This window comes from Clostridium sp. (genome assembly GCF_051656525.1).
Classification (GTDB): domain Bacteria; phylum Bacillota; class Clostridia; order Clostridiales; family Clostridiaceae; genus Clostridium.
On sequence record NZ_JBOGCC010000326.1, the window covers coordinates 1 to 20,064 of the forward strand.

16 protein-coding genes, 1 pseudogene and 1 riboswitch are annotated in these 20,064 nt (G+C 27.4%); of the genes and pseudogenes, 16 read left to right on the top strand and 1 reads right to left on the bottom strand.

The window, feature by feature from the left end:
* Positions 1–303: 303 nt before the first annotated feature.
* The 8 genes from ACRDDY_RS16290 (at position 304) to ACRDDY_RS16325 (ending at position 11,921) form a co-directional block, all read left to right on the top strand.
* On the top strand, positions 304–843 hold the full coding sequence (locus ACRDDY_RS16290) for a 4Fe-4S dicluster domain-containing protein (protein WP_438565992.1): 540 nt from the start codon (positions 304–306) through the stop codon (positions 841–843).
* A 22-nt stretch (positions 844–865) separates the two neighbouring features.
* On the top strand, positions 866–1,753 hold the full coding sequence (locus tag ACRDDY_RS16295) for an RnfABCDGE type electron transport complex subunit D (protein WP_438565993.1): 888 nt from the start codon (positions 866–868) through the stop codon (positions 1,751–1,753).
* Positions 1,753–2,364 (top strand): RnfABCDGE type electron transport complex subunit G, encoded by a 612-nt coding sequence (locus ACRDDY_RS16300; RefSeq protein ID WP_438565994.1) that lies wholly within the window; start codon positions 1,753–1,755, stop codon positions 2,362–2,364. The genes ACRDDY_RS16295 and ACRDDY_RS16300 overlap by 1 nt, the downstream gene beginning before the upstream one ends.
* Before the next feature lie 2 nt (positions 2,365–2,366).
* Positions 2,367–3,032 carry an RnfABCDGE type electron transport complex subunit E gene (locus ACRDDY_RS16305; RefSeq protein ID WP_438565995.1) on the top strand — a complete coding sequence of 222 codons (666 nt, stop codon included), beginning with the start codon at positions 2,367–2,369 and terminating at the stop codon, positions 3,030–3,032.
* 12 nt (positions 3,033–3,044) lie between these two features.
* Complete coding sequence (gene rsxA / locus ACRDDY_RS16310) at positions 3,045–3,623, top strand: electron transport complex subunit RsxA (protein ID WP_438565996.1); 579 nt, start codon at positions 3,045–3,047, stop codon at positions 3,621–3,623.
* Positions 3,624–3,635: 12 nt separating this feature from the next.
* A complete protein-coding gene (locus tag ACRDDY_RS16315; RefSeq protein ID WP_438565997.1) occupies positions 3,636–4,424 on the top strand; it encodes an RnfABCDGE type electron transport complex subunit B in 789 nt (262 codons plus the stop codon).
* A gap of 693 nt (positions 4,425–5,117) precedes the next feature.
* On the top strand, positions 5,118–10,994 hold the full coding sequence (locus tag ACRDDY_RS16320) for an immunoglobulin-like domain-containing protein (RefSeq protein ID WP_438565998.1): 5,877 nt from the start codon (positions 5,118–5,120) through the stop codon (positions 10,992–10,994).
* A gap of 120 nt (positions 10,995–11,114) precedes the next feature.
* Positions 11,115–11,921, top strand: coding sequence for a hypothetical protein (locus ACRDDY_RS16325; protein WP_438565999.1), 807 nt, complete (start codon positions 11,115–11,117; stop codon positions 11,919–11,921).
* Positions 11,922–12,047: 126 nt separating this feature from the next.
* On the opposite strand, the gene ilvA is transcribed toward ACRDDY_RS16325, so the two are convergent.
* Positions 12,048–13,247 (bottom strand): threonine ammonia-lyase, encoded by a 1,200-nt coding sequence (gene ilvA, locus ACRDDY_RS16330; RefSeq protein ID WP_438566000.1) that lies wholly within the window; start codon positions 13,245–13,247, stop codon positions 12,048–12,050.
* Between the two features lie 133 nt (positions 13,248–13,380).
* Here ilvA and ACRDDY_RS16335 point away from each other — a divergent pair, with 133 nt between their 5' ends.
* The 8 genes and pseudogenes from ACRDDY_RS16335 to ACRDDY_RS16370 form a co-directional block, all read left to right on the top strand.
* On the top strand, positions 13,381–14,109 hold the full coding sequence (locus ACRDDY_RS16335; RefSeq protein ID WP_438566001.1) for a hypothetical protein: 729 nt from the start codon (positions 13,381–13,383) through the stop codon (positions 14,107–14,109).
* 64 nt (positions 14,110–14,173) lie between these two features.
* Positions 14,174–14,297, top strand: a riboswitch (SAM riboswitch).
* Between the two features lie 107 nt (positions 14,298–14,404).
* Positions 14,405–15,370: a methionine ABC transporter ATP-binding protein gene (locus ACRDDY_RS16340; protein WP_438566002.1), complete on the top strand. Its 966-nt coding sequence runs from the start codon at positions 14,405–14,407 to the stop codon at positions 15,368–15,370.
* A 1-nt stretch (position 15,371) separates the two neighbouring features.
* Complete coding sequence (locus ACRDDY_RS16345; RefSeq protein ID WP_438566003.1) at positions 15,372–16,010, top strand: methionine ABC transporter permease; 639 nt, start codon at positions 15,372–15,374, stop codon at positions 16,008–16,010.
* A 17-nt stretch (positions 16,011–16,027) separates the two neighbouring features.
* Positions 16,028–16,846 carry a MetQ/NlpA family ABC transporter substrate-binding protein gene (locus ACRDDY_RS16350; RefSeq protein ID WP_438566004.1) on the top strand — a complete coding sequence of 273 codons (819 nt, stop codon included), beginning with the start codon at positions 16,028–16,030 and terminating at the stop codon, positions 16,844–16,846.
* A gap of 157 nt (positions 16,847–17,003) precedes the next feature.
* Entirely contained in the window at positions 17,004–18,029 is a 1,026-nt protein-coding gene (locus ACRDDY_RS16355; protein ID WP_438566005.1) for a YkvA family protein, read from the top strand.
* A gap of 25 nt (positions 18,030–18,054) precedes the next feature.
* Entirely contained in the window at positions 18,055–18,951 is an 897-nt protein-coding gene (locus tag ACRDDY_RS16360; protein WP_438566006.1) for a ribonuclease H1 domain-containing protein, read from the top strand.
* A gap of 156 nt (positions 18,952–19,107) precedes the next feature.
* Entirely contained in the window at positions 19,108–19,578 is a 471-nt protein-coding gene (locus tag ACRDDY_RS16365) for a hypothetical protein (protein ID WP_438566007.1), read from the top strand.
* An 18-nt stretch (positions 19,579–19,596) separates the two neighbouring features.
* Positions 19,597–20,064, top strand: a pseudogene (locus tag ACRDDY_RS16370) (hypothetical protein); the annotation flags it as partial.

Genomic DNA, 20,064 nt, shown 5'->3' on the forward strand with positions numbered 1-20,064 from the left:
CAATGTATTTGCAGGGAATTTGTGATAAAGATGTGATGAATTATATTAGTAATCATTTAAATGGATGTGTTGAATGTCGGAGTACCTATGATATTTTAAATAATGAAGAGTTAAGTGAGAGAACTTCATTATTATAAAATAATTCAGTTAATATTAAAAAATTAAAAAGAGAGTAAGTAAAGTCTTTGTAGGGGTAAAATACAAAGACTTTTTTTAGATAAAATAAAAGATTGAAAAAAAGCATATATATGAATTATAATTAAAAAGTGTGAACGAAATGTTAATCAAAATAGGGGGAAAAGAATGCTTAAAATATTTAAAGATAACATTTTAAAGAAAAAGTCAGATACAGAAGAAGAAATAATAGAGGTAGGAGTGCAAAATGAAGAGAAAGTATCTTTAAAAGTTAGTGGTAAAGCGGTTAAAAGAAATGGAATAGTTAAAGTTTCAAAAGGAATGACTATTTTAGAAATCTTTGAAGAGCTTGAAGGAGATAAGGAAATCTTAAATAAAGTAATTCAAGGTAGTGTGTTTTATGGAATACAGAAAAGTTCTTTAGATGAGAAAATTTCAGGTGATGAAAAGGAATTAGTATTCCTTACAAAGGACGAAGCAAAAAGGGGAGTAGAAAGTCCTTGTATAAGATGTGCAAAATGCTTAAGAGTTTGCAAGGAAGGACTAAATCCAATTAAACTTGTAGACATTTACAAAAAATCAGATAAAGATGAATTTTTTAAATTTGGAGGAAATAGATGTACTGAATGTGGGTTGTGTACTTATGTTTGTCCATCCAATATAGAAATTAGTCATAAGATTAAAACAGGAAAAAGTATATTTAAATAAAGAGTTTAAGGAGTGAGGGTTTTTGGAAAAAGGGTTATTTAAAATATCACCAGCACCTTACGTAAGAAAAGGAAATAGTGTAAATAAAATAATTTTAGATTTTATAATTGGGTTAATGCCAGCAGTTTTTGCAGGAATATATTTTTATGGTGTAGATGCTGTAAAAGTAATAGTAGTAGCTGTGCTTTCAAGCGTTTTAGCAGAAGGGCTGTGGAATAAGTTTGTAAAAAAGAAAAGCTTTTTGGATAATTTTAGTCCAATTTTAAATGGACTTATACTAGCACTTATTCTACCAACATATTTACCAATATGGATTATTGTTGTAGGTAGTATTTTTGGAAGTATAGTAGTAAAACAGTTTTTTGGTGGATATGGTCAAAACTTTATGGAACCAGCATCAGCTACAAAGGCATTTTTAATAGCATCTTGGGCAGCAATTATGGCGAAACCAGTAGTAGATGCAAATGCAGGAGCTTCAGAAGTCGTAGAAACTATAACTCTTATGGATAAGTTTATAGGACAACCTTCAGGAAATATAGGAGAGGTTTCAATACTTGCAATTGCTATTGGTGGAATTTATCTTTTATTAAGAGGAAGAATAAATTTAAGAGCACCTCTTGCATTTATAATTATGGCAACAGGATTTTGTATGTATTTTGAAAAGCCAATGTTACTTCCAGGAGCATTTTATTTTGTAGCAGTATTTTTAGCAACTGATTATGCAACTACACCAATGACTAAATGGGGACAAGTTATATTTGGAGCATTAGCAGGGATTTTAGCAGGAGCTATAGCAATTATAGTATATAATCCAGAAGGTCCATATTATGCAATTATTATAATGAATTTAGGAAGTCCATGTATTGAATATTTAACAACTAAAACTTATAGATTGGAGGGTGTTAAATAATGAAAGAAAATTTAAAGCTTGGTGGAATACTTTTGGGAATAACAACTATTGCAGGACTTCTTTTAGGAATGGTAAATAGTTTAACAAAAGATGCAATACTTGAAAATTCAAAAATAAATAAAGAAGATTTAAAAGTTATAATGGCTGAAGCTAATGGAATAGAAGATACTGATTTTGAGTTATCAGAAGATGATTCTGTGAAGGAAGTTTATAAAGCTAAAAAAGGTGAAGAAGAAATAGGATATGTATTTAAAGTAAATACAAAAGGATTTCATGGTCCAGTAGACTTATTTGTAGGAATAAAGGGAGATGTACTTTCAGGAATAAAAATCTCTACCCATAATGAAACACCAGGTCTTGGAGCAAGAATTGAAGAAGATAGCTTTAGAGAAAAGTTTAATGATAAAAAGACAAAAGATTTAATAGAAATAGTAAAAACTGCACCTATAAAAGAAAATGAAGTTGATGGAATTTCAGGTGCAACAGTTTCATCTAAGGCAGTAGGAACTGCTGTTAATGAAGTTATTAATTTCTATAAAGAAAATATAAAAGGTGAAGAGAAATCAGAACCAGTAGATGCAACTACTGGAGCAAGTGAGGGGGATTGGTAAAAATGAATACTTTGATAGAAAGATTAAAAAATGGAATTATTACAGAGAACCCAATATTTGTTCAAGTATTAGCAATGTGTCCAACATTAGCAGTTACAACAAGTGCAGAAAATGCTATAGGAATGGGAATTGCATCAACTGTAGTATTAATATTTTCTAATATGATAATTTCAGCAATTAGAAAAATTGTACCAGATAAAATAAGAATACCTTCATATATTGTGATAATAGCATCCTTTGTTACAATGCTTGAAATGTTAATGCAAGGATATGTACCATCACTTTACAAATCACTTGGAATATTTATCCCATTAATAGTAGTTAACTGTGTAATACTTGGAAGAGCAGAAAGTTATGCATCAAAAAATAAGGTATTACCATCTATTTTTGATGGAATAGGAATGGGACTTGGTTTTACAATAGCATTATTCCTAATAGGTTCATTTAGAGAACTTTTAGGAAGTGGAAGTATTTTAGGAATTAATATAATGCCTGAAAGTTACAATCCAGCATCAATAATGATATTAGCACCAGGAGCATTTTTTACAGTTGGACTTTTAATGACTCTTTTAAATTGGATAAATTTAAAGTCTAAGAAAAAGCCATTAGAGAATAAATGTGGTGGTGGTTGCAGTAATTGTGAATCTGCATGTAGTACTAGGAAATAGGGGGAAGAGGATATGGAATTATTACTTATATTCATAAGTGCAATGCTTGTAAATAACTTTGTATTGTCAAAGTTTTTAGGAATATGTTCGTTCCTAGGAGTATCTAAGAAAAAAGATGCAGCTATAGGAATGGGGCTTGCTGTAACTTTTGTAATGGTACTTGCATCAGTAATGTCATTTTTAGTATATGATGAAATACTCGAGCCACTAGGTTTGGAATATTTAAAAACAATTGCAAATGTTTTAGTTATAGCAGCACTTGTTCAATTTGTTGAAATGGCAATGAAAAAGATAAGTCCAGGACTTCATAAAGCGCTTGGAATATATCTGCCATTAATAACAACAAACTGTGCAGTACTTGGAATGACAGTTTTAAATATACAAGAAGGATATACGTTTATAGAGTCTTTAGTAAATGGACTTGGAGCAGCAGCTGGGTTTATGTTATCAATAGTTTTACTATCATTTATTAGAGAAAGAATAGATAATAATGAAAATATACCAGAAGTTTTAAGAGGACTTCCAATAACATTATTCACAGCAGGATTAATGTCAATTGCTTTCTTAGGATTTCAAGGATTAATACATTAGGGGGAAGACTTTATGAATATTTTATATGCAGGACTTAGCCTAGGAGCTTTAGGATTAATCTTTGGAATATTACTAGGCTTTGCGTCAAAGAAGTTTACTGTTAAAGTAGATCCTAAAATACCAAAACTTAGAGAAGTACTGCCAGGAGCAAACTGTGGTGGATGTGGATATCCAGGATGTGAGGCTTATGCAAATGCATTAGTTTTAGAAAATGTAAGAGGTAATCTTTGTACAGTAGGTGGAGAAAAAACTTTAAAAGAGATTTCAAATATATTAGGAATAAAAGAAGAAATAGGAGAAAAGAAAATTGTATTTGTAAAATGTAATGGAACTTGTGAAAGTGCAAAAGAAAATTTTATTTATGATGGAATAAAGGATTGTAATGAAGCACATAATTTAAGTACTAAGGGAAGTAAAAGTTGCACTTATGGATGTTTAGGGCTTGGAAGTTGTGTGAGAGTTTGTGAATTTGATGCATTAGAGATAGTGAACGGAATAGCAAAAGTAAATGAAGAAAAATGTACAAACTGTGGAGCATGCAAAAAAATATGTCCTAAAGGATTAATAGAAAGTGTAGAGTTAAAGAAAAAAGTAAGAGTTTCTTGTAATTCAAAAGATAAAGGGAAAGATGTAAGAAATAATTGCAAAGTTGGATGCATAGGGTGTACATTATGTCAAAAGGTCTGTCCAAAAGATGCAATAGAAATAAAAGACTCATTAGCTAGAGTTGTGTATGATAAATGTGTTGGATGTAAACTATGTACAAAGAAATGTCCAACAGGAGCAATCAAAGTGCAATAAATCTTCTAAATTTATTAGGTGTAGAAGATAAAAAGAAAAAGTAAAAAATAAATAATTAAAATAGCTATCGTTTTAAATATATTAAAGCGATAGCTTATTAAAAATTAGAAAAAAATTTTACTGCATTTAAAGCAATGTTATATAAATATACTAAATAGGTTCTAATTTGCAGGAGGAAGAAATGGAAATAAAATTAGAAAAATGAATGAAAAAGATATAAGTAGTCTTACTTTAATAATTTTATGATTTTAACGTAAAAATCTTTTCCAAAAAGAACACATCTCTTTAAAACAATATAGTTACATAATAAAACAAAATAGTATAATAATTCAAAATAAAATAAGTTTGACAAGGAAAAAGACAAAATTGATTAAAAATTAATATGTTGAGAAGTGTTTTTTAAGATATTGATATTAATTATCATAATTATTTTTGAAAGTACTAATTAACGTAATAATTATGTAATAAATAGATTAAAACTGTTGATAAAAATATATTGATAAAATGATAATGAAAAAAATGTAATGGTGTAAATAGTAAAAAAACTATTTGATTATTAACAAATAAATAAAATAATAGTATAAAAATAGTTAAAAATCAAATTAAGTAAAGTGAGATTGGGAAAAAAAATTGAAAAAATATTAAAAAAAAGTATTATCTATATAGAAGAATATTTCAAATGAAGGAGAACATATGAGAAAGAAAAAGATAGTAAAAGCAACTGCAATAGGTATAGCTACAATTTATCCTTTAGTTGTATCAAATATTTCAGCTTATGGAGATACAATTAATAGTGAGTATAATCAAAATAATTTAAAAGAAAAGGGTAGAAATGTAAAAGAGAAGACAATTCTCCAAATACACACTAATTTAGAGAAGGCTACTAATTTAGATAATACACCTAAAAATGAGGTTATATTTAATAATGTGTGGAATCAAGATTTAGGAACATTAAAAATAAATTTAAAAGAGCAGAAATTTGAATTTATTAATGGATGGTCAGAAGTTAATCCATATTTAAGCTCTAAAGCAGAAGCTTTTGGTGTTTACTTATATAATAAATCAGGTGATTTATTAAATTATTATAAAGCTTATGGTTCTGAATATCCAGAAGAAGGATTAAATAAATTATTAAATGAAAAAACATTCCAATATGGGGAGTACATAAGAATACAATATATACAATCAGCACATATACAAGCAAATATAGATAATAAAAGCTTAAAGATAAATAAAGATATGATATTTAAAATAAATAAAAATGGATTAGAAGAAGTAGGAATAAATCCAGTGTCAGTAGAGCCATTTAATGTATTAGGGTGTTCTAATGAAGCACCAACATCAGGAATATTAAAAGGTAAAACAACTGAGGGGAACACAGAAGTAAATATTAAGATCAATAATGAAATTTTCACAGGAAAATCTGATGAAAATGGAGATTTTGCTATAAAGATTGAAGATACTGATGGATTTACTAAGGAAACTAATATTTATGTATCAGCTTTAGGAAATATAACAAAAATAATTAACCCAACAGTAGCGGATGTTGGATTGAGTAAATCTTTTGTAGGAATTTCTACAGCAGAATATCCTGAAGTTTACTGGCAAAAGGTTGGTTTTAATATAGGGAATATGGCTATTAATTGTAATGGAGGCGAATTCGTAGCTCAATTATTAAATAATGAAAATGGAAAAATAATAGGAACAACAAGTGGGTCTAATTTTATTAAAGTAGCAAGCAAGGGAAGTTTAAATGGGGCTAAATTTAAATATGGAGATGTTTTAAGCGTAATAGAAAGTGCACAAGCAAATTTAACAATTGGGAAGATGAAGCTTGGAAATCCATCTGGGATTAGTGATTTTACAAGTGTTAATAAATTTACTAATTTTGAAATTACACCAAATGGATTAGTAAAAATGGATAATAAAAATTTAAAGGTGAATCCAATTTTATATAAAGGAAATAGTACTGTAACTGTTAGTGGGACAACTTTACCTAATAGCACATTAATTATTAGATATGGAAATATAGAAAAAGAAATAAAAGCATCTCAAAATGGAGATTTTAATTATGAAATTCCAATGAAGGATACAAGTATTGGTGGAGAAGTATCTGTATATTTAAATAATACTAATATGGTAAATGAACTTGTACAGTATGATACAAAGGTTATTAATGTTGGAAATAATAAAATAGAAATTTATAATAATGATGGTTTTAATATTTTTAATATAGGATTTAATCCAGTAAATGAAAAATTAGAAGTTGCAAAAGTATTTTTAACAAAAACATATGCAGGTTTATTTTATGGAAATCATTTAACTATAAGTCTTATTGATAAAAATAGTGGTAAAGTAGTAGAGTGTTATACAGGTAATAAGCCAGGAGAAATAGATGGCTTTATTAATGCCTTTGATAATAAACAATATCAGAAGGATGGAATTATAAAAATTTCTTATAATCCTAATTATGTAGAAGCTAAAGTTATGAATGGAAAAACTAGTATTGGAAATAGTACTGGTTCAAGTGAATACTTTAGAATTACAAACAAGGGTCTTATAAATATAACTAATAAATTTATAACTGTTAATAAATTTGATATTCTTTCAAATAAAGAAGTTAAAAATGGATTTATAACAGGTAAGGTTTCAAAAGATGATAAAGTAAATGTAATAGTTGAAGGAAAAGTCTTTACAGGTATATCAGATGATAATGGAAATTTTAAAGTAGAAGTGGAAGATTTAAATGGATTTAATGCAAATACTGAAATTGAAGTAACATCAAAAGATTATATGCCAACTATAATTAAGCCAGTTTTGCAAAAAAATATTAGTATTGGAAATAGTTTTATTAATTTTTATAAGGATAATTTTGAGGTTTCAAAGTTAATATCTAGTATAGGATTTAATCCATATACAGAAAAATTTATAGTTAATAATTATCAAAATTCCTTTGGAGATGGAAAAGAAGAGTATTTTACTTTAGGATATTATGATAATGATGGAAAAGAGATTTGGGAAAAATCATTTAATAATGGAAGTGTAGAGAGTTTAACGAATTTCCTCAAAGATAAGAGTTTTGCATATGGAGATGAAATAAGTCTTCAATACAATAATAAGGTATCAATACCAGTAGTTTTAAGTAATATAAATGCAATTAGTAATATAAGTGGGACAAAGGAATATTTTAGAATAACTAAGAGGGGACTTGAAAATATAAGTTATGGGAATAAACCTCAAATAGAATCAAATAATTATAAGATAAAAATAAATAATGAAGAGAATCTAAAAAATTTAGTTAATAAAATAAATAATAATTTATCTTCAAATAAAGAGTCAGTGAAAAATATTATAGAAAATTCAAATGATAATAATGATTTAATTACAATCTCATTTATAAATGAAATAGGAGAACAAAATTTAATTCAGTTTATAAATGAAAATAATACAAATAAGCAGTTTTTAACTTGGGTATTAAATAATAAACAAGCTATGGAGTATTTCTTAGAAGGATATCAAACGGGCGAGCCAATAAAAGCTTTAGGAATTTGGAAGGATATATGGACAACTTATGGAAATTCAAGGGGAGGATTTAATTTGCAAATAGCTATAGCAACAGCTTTAGCTAATACAAATACAACACCAAGTGCATGGCCTAATTATGGTCCAGTAGGAAGTCCTGTAGAGAGATACAATATTTTTGAAACTTTAAATGCAGAAAATGGAATGTTACCTGTTTTTAGAACTTTAAATGTACGACTTTTAGAAATGGTTGTAGGAACACCTCTTCCAAACAATCAAATAATGATGGCAAGAAGAATTATTTTACAAAATCACAATGGGTTAATAAATGATACTGTAAAAGGATTAAATAATATTGCATATACAATGGATTATGATTATACAAATCCTCACAATGGAATAAATGTATTTGCTCCAGGATTTTATCCAAAGCATCCAACTATAGCTAATGTTTGGTATGATGGAGGAGTTTGTGGTGCTACAGCACAGATGGGAGCAGTAGGACCTAATGTTTTTGGTGTTCCATCTAAATTTTTATATCAACCAGGACATGTTGTGTTTATTTACTATATGGGAAAAGAAAATAAGTGGCAACTTGGAAATGATATATATGGATGGGGAAAAACTGTTGGTGGAGATATAAGTAATTGGTCAGATAAAATAGCAGATAGTAAATATGTTGCAAGCTATGATATTCTTTATAATAAAGCGATTACTATGAATTTAAATGAATCAAATGAATATGCTATGTTAGCAAAGCTAAATGTACCAATGGAAGAAAAAATGAATTCTATAAATGAAGCAATAAAAATTGATCCATATAATTTAGGTGCGTGGCTTGAAAAGATAAATTTAATGAATTCTGTAAGCACATATACAGCAGATGATTATATGAAATTAGCAAATGAAATTATAACTACATTTAAAAATTATCCAATGCCAATGTTTGATACACTTTTACAAATAAAGCAGATGATTCTTCAAAGAGGTAGTACATATCAATATAATGAGTTTGTTAGTGAGATAAAGAATGCATTAACTAATAATACGACACAAAAACAAGAAGCACAGATGATGATTGATATAATGCCAAAAAATGGATTGGTTTTAAATCAAACTAAAAACTTAGGAGAGATTACGATAAGCTCATGGACTTCAGCAAACACAGCAAATCTAATTTTTAAAGATGGAAAAATTAATACTTTAGGAGGAGCCTATTGGCTTGGAGAAAATTTAAATAGAGCTTTAGTAATCAATATGTATTCAAAAGATGGAAAACTACTAAAGGCAACAAGTTTTAATGGAGAGCAAGATGGTGGAGATAATGGTTCTAATACAGTAGAAGCAGAACTTGCAAATACAAATTATAAACTTGGAGATATTATTACGGTATATTATACACCAGGAAAAGAAGCAAATGGAAAAGTGCATTATACAAATGCTAAAGGATTTACTATAGTTGCACCTAATGAATCACAATATGAAATAACAAAAGATGGATTAATACCATTACCAAATAGTTATATGAAAAATGGAGAAAAGGTTACTTTTAGTAAAGGGCAAATGAATGTAATAGATATGTCTTATAAAATACAGGGAGCAAAAAATGAAACTATATCATTTGGACAAAGCTTTAATCCTATGGAGGGAATTAGTGTAGAGGGTGTCCTAAATAAATATATAAAAGTTGAAGGTAATGTAAATACAAAAAAACCAGGTAAGTATACTCTTACATACACAGTTAGTTATAGGGGAAAAGAAGGAACTGCAACAAGAGTAATAGAGGTAAATAATAATTATAAAATAGAAATAAATGGACTTAATAAAAGTATTATAAACTTTGGAGATAAGTTTAATGATTTAAAAGGAGTTACAGTAACAGACCCAGCAGAAGATGCAAATATTAAAATTAAGGTAATAGGAACTGTAAATACATTAAAGCCAGGAAGCTATACACTAACTTATATTGCAAAAGATGCATATGGAAAAGAAGTTACAGAAAATAGAGCAGTAGAAGTAAATGATGTATATAAAATAAAGCTTATTGGATTTACAAATGAACATATTAGTTTTGGAAGTAAATTTAATGATATGGAAGGATTAAAGGTTGAAGATCCAGCAGAAGAGTCAAATCCAACTATAAAACTAATAAGTGGAAAAGTTAATACTTATAAGCCTGGAGTTTATATATTAAAGTATGAAATTAAGGATAGAAGTGGAAAGAAACTTGAGATAGAAAGAACCATAACAGTAGATAATAATTACTTTATTATTGTACATGGTATTAAAAATGAAAAGATACCATTTAATAGTAAGTTTAATCCTATGGGAAATATAACAATAGTAGATCCTGCAATAGATGCTAATCCCAAAATACAATTAATATCAGGAAGTGTTGATACAAAGAAGAGTGGAGAATATATTTTGAAATATAAAGTAGAAGATGCTTATGGAAAAGTACTTGAAGTTTCAAGGAAGATTGAAGTGGAACAGGAAGTGAAGCCTTCTGATATAAATAAAAATAAAGAAGAAAATAAGAAGAGTAAAGAAAAAGAAGAGAGTAAAGATACAGGTAATATAATAAATTCAAATATAAAAAAATCAGATGAAACAGGAATAGTAAATAAGAATAAAGTAACTAAAGCAAATACATCAGAAAATGAAACTATACAAGGAACTAGTGTGGATAGTAAAGGGATAGATATACAATATGATGGAGAGAATTTAGAAAATCAAAAAGTAGAGTATATAGTTAACAATAAAAAAGAAGAGGGAAGTATAACTAATAGTGGTAAGTTAGTAACTAATCAGGATTTAAAAAATGGGGAGAAGGTAAAAGTTATAGCAAAAGGAAAAAATGAAAAAGAGATAAAATTAGAGGGAAAAGTAAAAAATAATAAATTAAAATTAGTTAAAGTCAAAAATATAAAAGAAGATCAAAATAATAAAAGATATATAGATATGGGATTAATCATTTTAGGACTAGGAGTGATAGGAGGAATACTTTTATTAGTTAGTAGAAAAAAGAAAAACAAGAAGGAAAAATAAAATAATAATTAAAAGATGGTGTAAATATAAAAACAATAAGTAAACTATAATGAAAGAAAGTGTTTTTTAATAAAGATAGAGTATATAATTAAAGGGAAATATACATAAAAGGGAGGCAAAATGAAGAAATTAAAAAAACATACTAAAGAAATTATTATAATTGGAATAGTATTAATAGGGTTATCGTTATTTTTACACTTTCTACATTATAAAATATTTAATGATTTACATCATACTTTAATTTTTCTTGTTGCAGACATAGCGTTTATACCAATGGATGTATTTTTTACAGCTTTTGTTATAGAGAAGCTTCTTGATAAAAGAGAGAGAGTACATAGACTTGAAAAACTTATAACTATAAAAGGCGTGTTTTTTTCAGAATTTGGAACTGAACTTTTAGAAGAATTTATAAAATGTGACGATAATATAGGGATAGTAGAAGAGGTTGTACATATTGATAAAAATTGGGGAAAAGTTGAATTTAAACATCTTGAAGAAGTTTTAAGTGAATATAAGTTTGATGTTAATTCAAAGAAAATAAATATAGAAAAAATATCAAAAATATTAAATGATAATAAAGATTTTATTATTTCAATAATAACAAATCCAACACTTATGGAACATGAAGAGTTCTCAGATCTTGCAACTTCATTATTTTATTTAAGAGATGAATTACAAGATAGATACTTTAAAATGGAATGTGAATGTGGATTCTGTGATAAAGAACATATAGCAAGAAAAATTAATATATCATATAAGCTTATGGTAAATGGATGGGTAATATATATGAAACATTTAAAAGTAGAATATCCACAACTTTTTGCAAAAGCAATGCTTAAAAATCCATTTGATAGAAGAAGTTTTGAAGAAAAATTTGAAGTATATAAGATTAGAAAAAGGAATGAGAAATTAGAAATTAAAAATTAAGAAAAAAATTCGCTTGAGCGAATTTTGGATAATAAAGAAAAACCGAATTGGCTTTGCCAATTCGGTTTTCTAACTATTAACTACTAACTATAATTCTACATTTTTAATTTTAAACGCTAAATTAAATTAATACATTTGTGTTATCATATATCCGTTGTCCATAAGACATGTTTTTATTCTATCTATGTGTTCAAATCCATTTGTTTCTATTGTAACTTCTAGCTGAACATTTTTTAGTTTGTTTGCAGCTTTGAATTGATTATGCTCAAGCTTTACTACATTTGCATGAAGGTCACTTAGGATTTTGGATATTTTTGTTAGCTGACCAGGGGTATTCGGAAGTTCTAAGGTAAAGCAAAATAATCTATTTCTTTTTACAAGACCGCTATTTATCAATGATGTAATAGTAAGCATATCTATATTTCCACCACTAATAATTGAAACAATATTTTTCCCTATAACGTCAAGTTTATTTATTGCAGCTAATGATGCTGCACCTGATGCTTCAGCAACTAGTTTATGTTTTTCACTTAAAACTAAAAATGCATCAACTATTTCAGAGTCAGAGACTTCAATGATTTCATCAACATAATCTTTTATTAAAGAATACGTTAAATCGCCAGGTGATTTAACAGCAATACCATCGGCTATTGTATTTACACCTTCTAGATTAACAAGTTTTTTTTTATAAAAACTTTGTTTCATAGCATTTGCTCCAGAAGCTTGTACACCTATAATTTTAATATTAGGGTTAAGTTCTTTAGCAGCAAGTGATATCCCACTAATAAGTCCACCACCACCAATAGGGCAAAGAACTATATCAATATCTTTTAAATCTTCAAAAAGTTCTAAGCAGATAGTTCCTTGACCATAAATAACATCAATATCATTAAAAGGATGTATAAAGGTCATTTCTTCTTCAAGTTCAATTTTTTTTGCAGTTTTATATGCATCGTCATAGCAAGTCCCACTTAAAATGACATTTCCACCAAGATCTCTTGTTGATTGAACTTTTAAATAAGGAGTTGTTTTTGGCATAACAATTGTAGATTTGATATTTATAAGATCTGAAGCATAAGCTACTCCTTGTGCATGGTTTCCAGCAGATGAGCAAACTACACCTTTCTTTTTTTCATCATTAGATAAGGATTTTATTTTATTAAGTGCTCCACGAAGTTTATAAGCACCAGTTAATTGTAGATTTTCACATTTTATATAGACATTATTGTTAGAAGTTTTAGAAAAAACGTTGCTATACAAAAGAGGAGTTTTAATAATTGTATCTTTTATATTTTCATGGGCTAATTTGATTTTTTCTAAATGCATAGAATCACCTCACTATATTTATCATAAAAATATTATACAATTTATTAATAAAATTAACAAATAATTTAAAAATATGAAAGTGGGGCAAATTTGATTGAAAGTTAATATATTAATAGTAAAAGAGGTGTGCAAAATGGATGAGAAAGTAAGCTTAAAACAATGGATAGTCTTAGGTGGAAGTTGCATATTACTATTAATTGTATATTATGTGATAGATAGAAGTTTTATAAATTTAATTAATTCAATATTAGAAAATTTAATTGGAACAATAATAACTATGTTTTTTACAGGCTTATTATTGAATTATGTTTTGACAAGGCGTGAAAAAAAGAAAACAGAAAATAGATTAAATACTTTACTTGGAATCTTTTATGAGGAATTTGGAAATGAATTATTATGTGAATTTGTTTCAGCAGATTTATGTGTAAATTGTTTAATTAGAAAAGCTAAAATTAATAATGAGTGGACTGAAGAAAATTATGATAATCTAGAAAATGTATTTGAAGAGTATGATTATGATATTGTAGGAGAAAAGGTTAATTTTAAAAAGATAGCTCAGATAATTAAAGAGAGTGAAGTATTTATTTTAGATATTTTATTTACTCAGGTCATTCAAAATGGAGGAGAATTATCTGAAATATTATTTGATGTTATACATCTAAGAGATGAAATAAAGGATTTAGATGATATAGAAAATATTAAGGAAGATGAGTTAAGGCATTTAGAGGAAGATATTAATAGATTATATAGAAGGCTTGCAATAAACTGGATAATGTATATGAAAATATTAAGTGAAAGATATCCACAATTATTTAGAAAAGCATTAAAAAAATCACCTTATGAAAAATATGAAAAAAATTAAAAAAATATTGACAAAATGTTAATGATGGAATATATTTAATACAAGAAATGGAAAACTGAATAATAACTTATCAAGAGTGGTGGAGGGACTGGCCCTGTGAAACCCAGCAACCTGTATTGTTTATAGAATAACTCTATTTATTTTACGTGGTGCTAAATCCTGCAACAAAATGTGTTGGAAGATGAGAAAGGAGTTAATAGGGTATTTTGCGCTAGAGATTTTTTCTCTAGCGCTTTTTAGCGTTAAATTTAAAGGAAGTTTAGAAATAAATAGATTATAAAAGGAGTGTGAAAAAATGATTAAAATAATAAATGTAGAAAAAAGATTTGGAGATAATAATGTTTTAAAAGATGTTTCTTTAGAGATAAATGAGGGTGAAATATATGGAATCATAGGACACAGTGGAGCAGGAAAAAGTACACTTTTAAGATGCATAAATGGGCTAGAAGGTTATAATAGTGGTTCGGTTAGAGTTATGGGAAAAGAAATAAAAGATTTAAATAATAAGGGGATTAGAGAGCTTAGAAAAGATTTAGGAATGATATTTCAAAACTTTAATCTTTTAGAAAGAAAATCTGTTTATAAAAATGTAGATTTACCTTTAGAGGTATGGAAATATGATAAAAATAAAAGAAAAGAAAGAGTAATGGAACTTTTAAAGCTTGTAGGACTTGAAGAAAAGAAAGATGCAAAGCCAAAGGAGTTATCAGGAGGACAAAAACAAAGAGTTGCAATAGCAAGAGCACTTGCATTAGAGCCTAAAATACTTCTTTGTGATGAAGCAACATCAGCATTAGATCCTAAGACAACAAAAGATATATTAGAGCTTTTATTAGAAATAAATAAAAGATTAAAGATAACAATTATAATAGTTACACATCAAATGGAAGTGGTTAAAGAAGTATGTGAAAGGGTAACACTTTTAGATGGAGGATATGTAAAAGCACAGGGACAAGCTAAGGAGTTATTTTTAAAACCAGAAAGTCATCTTAAAAAGTTTTTAGGAGAAGAAGATGAAGAAGGAGTTCTTCCAAGTGAGGGAATAAATATAAGAATATTCTTCCCAAGTGATTTCTCAGAAAACGCAATAATAACAAAGCTTGCAAGAGAACTTGATGTAGATTTTTCAATTGTTTTTGGAAAACTTGAAAAGTTTAGGGAAGATGTTTTAGGAAGTTTAGTAATAAATGTTTATGAAAAAGATAAAGAAAAGATAGTTCAGTACTTAGAAAAGAAAAATGTAAAGTTGGAGGTAATATAAGATGAATGCAGAAATAGTAAATGCAATAAAGGACACGCTTATAATGGTAATATTATCAACAACATTTGCAGGAATCTTAGGATTTATTCCAGCAATAATATTAACAGTAACAGCAAAAGATGGGTTAAGACCAAATAAGGCAGTTTATGGAACACTAGATTTTATAATTAATATATTTAGAAGTTTTCCTTTTATTATATTAATGGTGGCATTATTTCCATTATCAAGATTAATAATAGGAACATCAATTGGAGTAGAGGCAGCAATAATACCTCTTACAATAGGAACTGCACCATTTGTCTCACGTATTATAGAAAATGCTTTAAGAGAAGTTGATAAAGGTGTAATTGAAGCTGCAAGATCTTTTGGAGCAACAGATACTCAAATAATATTTAAAGTTCTATTAAAGGAAGCAATTCCATCAATAGTGTCAGGACTTACTTTAACAATTATAAGTGTAATTGGATATTCAGCAATGGCTGGAGCTATAGGAGCAGGTGGACTTGGAGATGTAGCTATAAGATATGGGTACCATAGAAATGATACAGAAACATTACTAATTACAATAATAATTTTAATAATAATGGTACAAGTTATTCAAAGCTTGGGGAATTATATATATAAAAAAATATCAAAATAAAAAGGGGGATTTTAATAATGAAAAAGAAGAATTTATTAGGAATAATATTAGTAGGAGTATTAACATTTGCTTTAGTAGGTTGTGGGGGCGCAGCTGAAAGCAAGAGTGATGATAAAACTATAATAATTGGAGTATCACCAGTACCACATAAAGAGATTGTAGAAGAAATAAAACCAGATTTAGAAGCTAAAGGATATAAAGTTGTAATAAAAGAATTTACTGACTATGTAACACCGAATACGGCTTTATCAGAAGGAAGTTTAGATGCTAACTTTTTTCAACATATACCATATTTAAATGATCAAAATGAAACTAGAGGGTTAAATTTAGATTATACTGCACAAGTACATTTAGAACCACTTGGAGCGTATTCAAAAACTATAAAGGATATTAGAGAATTAAAAGATGGGGCAACAATTGCAATTCCAAATGATCCATCAAATGAAGCAAGAGCATTAAATCTTTTAGCTGAAAATGGAATAATTAAAGTTAAAGAAGGAGAGCTTATTACACCAAAGGATGTAACTGAAAATCCAAAGAATTTAAAGTTTAGTGAGCTTGAAGCAGCAGCTATTCCAAAAGCATTAGAAGATGTTGATTTAGCTATAATAAACGGTAATTATGCAATTGATGCAGGGTTTAAAGTGAATAAAGATGCATTAATAAAAGAGAATAAAGATTCGGAGGCATCAAAGCCTTATGGAAATGTAATCGCAGTTAAAAAAGAGAATAAAGATACTCAAAAAATAAAAGATTTAACAGAGGCATTAACGTCAGAAAAAGTAAAAGACTTTATAAATAATAAATATGAGGGGAATGTTATACCAGTATTCTAATAAAAAAAGTAAAAGATGATTATAATAAAAAAGGTCACTTGGACTTAATATATAATTATAAAAGCCAGAAAGCAGGAATGTTTTGTGGCTTTTTATTTTACATCTTATAGGTAACAAGGTAAAATAGAAAGGAAACTAGTAAAATGGAGGGATTAAAATGAAAATATCAAATGTTTCTGTTAATTTAACAGGTAGTGATATATTAAGCATAATAAATGATTTTGTAAAAGTTGAAGGATTGGATTTAAAAAGTGTAACAATAGGTAATGGAGTAAATATAGAAGGTAGTTTTAAAAAAGGAGTAAAGATTAACTTTAAAGGAACGGTTTCTGATTTATCTGTTGTAGATGGAAAAGTTCATTGTAGATTCTCTTCATTTAAAGTGTACAAGCTAGGTTTATTTAGAATTTTTAGAAGCCTTGGTGTAAAAATAGCATTAAAATTTATTGGAGATTTAGGTATTGAAGGAAGTAAAGACAAATTAGTTATAGATGTAGATAAAATATTATCAAAAATAAAAATAGTAAAACTTAATGTTTTAGATTTATATATACATGGTGAAACTGTTTGTGCAAATGTTGGAGATATAGATTTAAATTTAGGATTAATTGGCAAGAATGAAGAAGAGGAAGAAGGAGAAGAGGTATCAGAAAATAAGGAAGAAGAAACTGAAGAACAAGGATTCTTAGGAAGCCATATGACAAAAGAGGAACTTGAAGCTTTAGATATAGAAGAGAAAACAAATGATTACTATAAAAAAGGAAGAGTAGTAGCAAAAGAAAAACTAGATAATAAATTACCTGAAAAAGCTAGAGGATATTCAGATTATATTTTTGTATTACCAGATTTAATAGCTTTAATAGGTAGATTATTAAAAGATGATAGAGTTCCTACAAAAACAAAGTTAACTATATCAGGAAGTGTTGCATATTTATTATTCCCAAGTGATTTAATTCCAAGTAAGATACCATTCATAGGAAAAATAGATGATTTAGCAGTATTATTCTTTGCATTAAATAGAATAGCAAAAGACGTTCCATTAGACGTACTTGTGGAAAATTGGTCTGGAAAAAATGAACTTATATTTGTATTAAGAAATGGATTAGAATATGTAAGTAACTTTACAGGAGCTAAAAATTTAGAAAAGATAGTAGATGTAGTAGAAGAATTAAAAACTTTATAAAATATTAGTCTGAGGAGAGAAGAGTATGGCTAAAAAGGTTTATGCAATTAAAGAGGGTTTTGATAGTAAAAATGGTGTTTTAGTAAAAAATAAAATTGTAGGTACATGGGCAGAATGTCTTTCTTATGTAAAAGGAGTTAAGGGTGCTAAGTATAAAAGCTTTCCAAGTTATGAAGAAGCAAATGTATATTTAAGTGATACTAATACTTTATTAAAAAAAGGAAGAGATGAGTATCCAATAGATTGTGCACATATATATGTAGATGGAAGCTATAATATAAGCACAAAAAGATATGCTTATGGTGTAGTAGTTATTGAAGATGGCATTGTTAAGTATATGGAAAGTGGTGCAAGAGATAGCGTATCGAATATAAGACAGATTGCGGGAGAGCTTGATGGTGCTGTTAAGGGAATTGAGTATGCTTTAAATAAGGGAATGAAAAGAGTAGTTTTATTCCATGATTATGAAGGGATTTTCCATCATGCAACAGGAAGTTGGGATAGAAAAGATGAATCCTCTACTACTTACTATAATAAAATGAATAGTTTGTTTGAAAAAGGAATAGAAGTAACTTTTGTAAAGGTTGATAGTCATACAGGAGATTTCTTTAATGAACTAGCAGATGAAATATGTAAGGAAGAACTTCACATTCCATCAGAAAAAATAGTTGAAAGATGGCTTAGAAAGAATAAATTATTTGTAGAAACAAAAGAAATTAAAAGTAGGATATTGAAAATTGCAAAAGGGGTAGAAGAAAATATTATACTTATAGAAAAAAAAGATAATAAAAAAAATGATGAATTGAATAATAGCATAGAAGAGGATTCAATTGAAAAGAAAAAATTATTAAAAAAAATAGAAGAACTATCAAAAGAAGATATAATTCGTATAAATAATTATATAAAAAAATATATAAAATAAAGTGAACGTATAAAGTTATAAATAGATTTGTTTTTTACAAATTTATTTATAACTTTTTTTTATTAAAATTAAAATAAATAGATAATTTTGCAAATGGGTAGCAAATATATTCAGATTGAATAAAATGTAATATAAATTGTTGAAAGGTGGATAAAAATGAGGATAAAGAGAGAATTAATAGAATATTCAAAAATAGATATTTGTCCAACTAAAAGTAAATCAATGTTTAAGCAAATCAATTTAGAAAATATTTTTTGTATACCAAGCCAAAAACCAGATATAGAACAAATTGATAAAGTATGGATAGATAGTACAATTATTGATTATGATATAGTAAAAACGCCTATCGGTGAGTCTTTAGAAGGGCAAAGATTGACAGGAAATAAAGTTTTAGTATGCGGAAAAATAAATCTTAAATTTCAATATACAGCAAATGAAGAAACACAATCGGTTCATACAGTTCATAATTGTTATCCTTTTTGTGCTTATGTGGTTTTAGATAGTGATATAAATACTAGATCTAGAATTTATCCAAGTATATTAATTGAAGATGTTCTTGCAGAGCAAACGGATTTAAGGTGTATTTATACAAATACTACCTTACTTGTGATAGTAGAGAAAAAATAAATTTATAGGAGGATAATTATGGAATGTGGAAATAAAAAGATGAAAGTCATTAATAATAAAATGCCAGAAAAAATGAAGTATTTTAAAGAAGATTTAATGAGTAAAATAATTTCAGTGCCTGTGCAAAAGCCTGATATTAATAAAATATTACGAATAATATCAGAAGTAACTATAATAGATACAGAAATTATAGAAACGGAAGTAGGTAAATCAAATGAAGGGCAAAATTTATCAGGATACAAATTAGTGATTAAGGTCCAAGTAGATGGGAAAATACTATATGCAACTGATGGAGTATGTCCAAGTGTTCATTCGACTCACTTTAAAATAATAAAAAGTATATTTATAGTATTGCCAAAAGAATATAATGGAGAAAATATTTGTGAATTAGCAAGAACAGGTCTAGTGAGTATAACTCCATATATAGAAGCAGAGAAGGTAATGAAATTAAATGAAAGAAATTATAATATATGTATTCTATATATA